Origin of the sequence: Acinetobacter sp. UBA5934, from assembly GCF_002430855.1 — a bacterium.
GTDB lineage: Bacteria > Pseudomonadota > Gammaproteobacteria > Pseudomonadales > Moraxellaceae > Acinetobacter.
The window spans coordinates 67364-68552 of the sequence record NZ_DJDC01000156.1; the positions used below are offsets into that span (position 1 = coordinate 67364).

Annotated in this window: 3 protein-coding genes; 1 reads left to right on the forward strand and 2 read right to left on the reverse strand. The window is 36.1% G+C overall.

The genetic code is table 11. The features are described 5' to 3' along the window. Positions 1 to 444, forward strand: a 444-nt coding sequence (locus B2Y23_RS11090) for an NAD(P)/FAD-dependent oxidoreductase (protein ID WP_291370810.1), incomplete at its 5' end; no start/stop codon positions are given. An 11-nt stretch (positions 445 to 455) separates the two neighbouring features. On the opposite strand, the gene B2Y23_RS11095 is transcribed toward B2Y23_RS11090, so the two are convergent. Both B2Y23_RS11095 and B2Y23_RS11100 read right to left on the reverse strand, forming a co-directional pair. Next, complete coding sequence (locus tag B2Y23_RS11095) at positions 456 to 614, reverse strand: hypothetical protein (RefSeq protein WP_291370812.1); 159 nt, start codon at positions 612 to 614, stop codon at positions 456 to 458. Positions 615 to 757: 143 nt separating this feature from the next. Beyond that, positions 758 to 928 carry a hypothetical protein gene (locus B2Y23_RS11100; protein ID WP_291354361.1) on the reverse strand — a complete coding sequence of 57 codons (171 nt, stop codon included), beginning with the start codon at positions 926 to 928 and terminating at the stop codon, positions 758 to 760. Positions 929 to 1189: the final 261 nt, after the last annotated feature.

Consider the following 1189-nt stretch of genomic DNA (forward strand, 5'->3'; position numbering starts at 1 on the left):
GGTCAAAGTTTTCACATCAACTTTCTGCCTTACCTCGATCTGGTAGATTTCTTCAAGGCTAAAAAAGCCAGCCAGCCTAAAGTGCTACTGCGTACTTTGTTAACCGAGCATTTGCCTAAAAGTGTGGTGCTGGAATTACAAAATCTAATCTGGGCAGACCTTGCCGATACGGCAATAGGTAATTTGAGTGATGATAAACTGGAACAGATTGCCAAGCGTTTACATGCTTTTGAAGTAAAACCCTCAGGAACTGAAGGATACCGGACTGCGGAAGTGACCTTAGGCGGTGTAGATACCACTGAAGTTTCCTCCAAAACCATGGAAAGCAAGAAACAAAAAGGCTTGTATTTTGTCGGTGAAGTTCTGGATGTGTCTGGTCACTTAGGCGGTTTTAATTTTCAATGGGCATGGGCGTCTGCGCATGCCGCATCGCAATATGTTTAATGTGAAATAGCTTATTCCAGATAATCCGTGCGTAGTAAATGAACCTGTTTATTCTGCTGTATACGCTTAATGGCAAGATCCATTTTTGCAATGGCTTCAGTCATATAAGCAGGTTGATTTGCTTCTCGTCTTTGCATGATTAATTTTTTTATAACCTTATTTAATAACATCTCTTTTCTCCTTTTATTATTCACTTCATACATCCGAGTATAAAGAATATATATTTCATTAATATTTATATAAACACTTAAATTTTATGAAATAGTTATTTTATAAATAGCATAAACAGAATATAAAAACGATTATTTTTTAACTATTTTTCATCTTTTTTTTGCGGCTGATCTGCTAAATCTGCATAATCCATCTGCGTATCTACCCGCTTGGGTTTGGCAAAGACAAATTTATAAGCACTAATAAAAAATCCTGCGGTAATACCTGCAATAACTATGGGAGCAATAAACTTATTTGGGGGTCTTCTACTCATTGAGATCTCCTGTTATGAATGAAGTTCTGTTGATCATTTGTCCAAAGTTACAAGGATGTATTTTTAACCGTCTCAGGCTAGAAATAGAAAATTAAGTTAATTTCACTTATTACTTATTTAATCATTACTTCATAGCAATAGAGCAACAAATAAATGTTGCTCTATTGTGCACAACCAAAGCAGCGCTTTGGTTGTGCTGAGGTGACTGATTTTCCTAATCCTAACGATTATTTTTTGTCATCGCTGGAACCAGGATAAGTT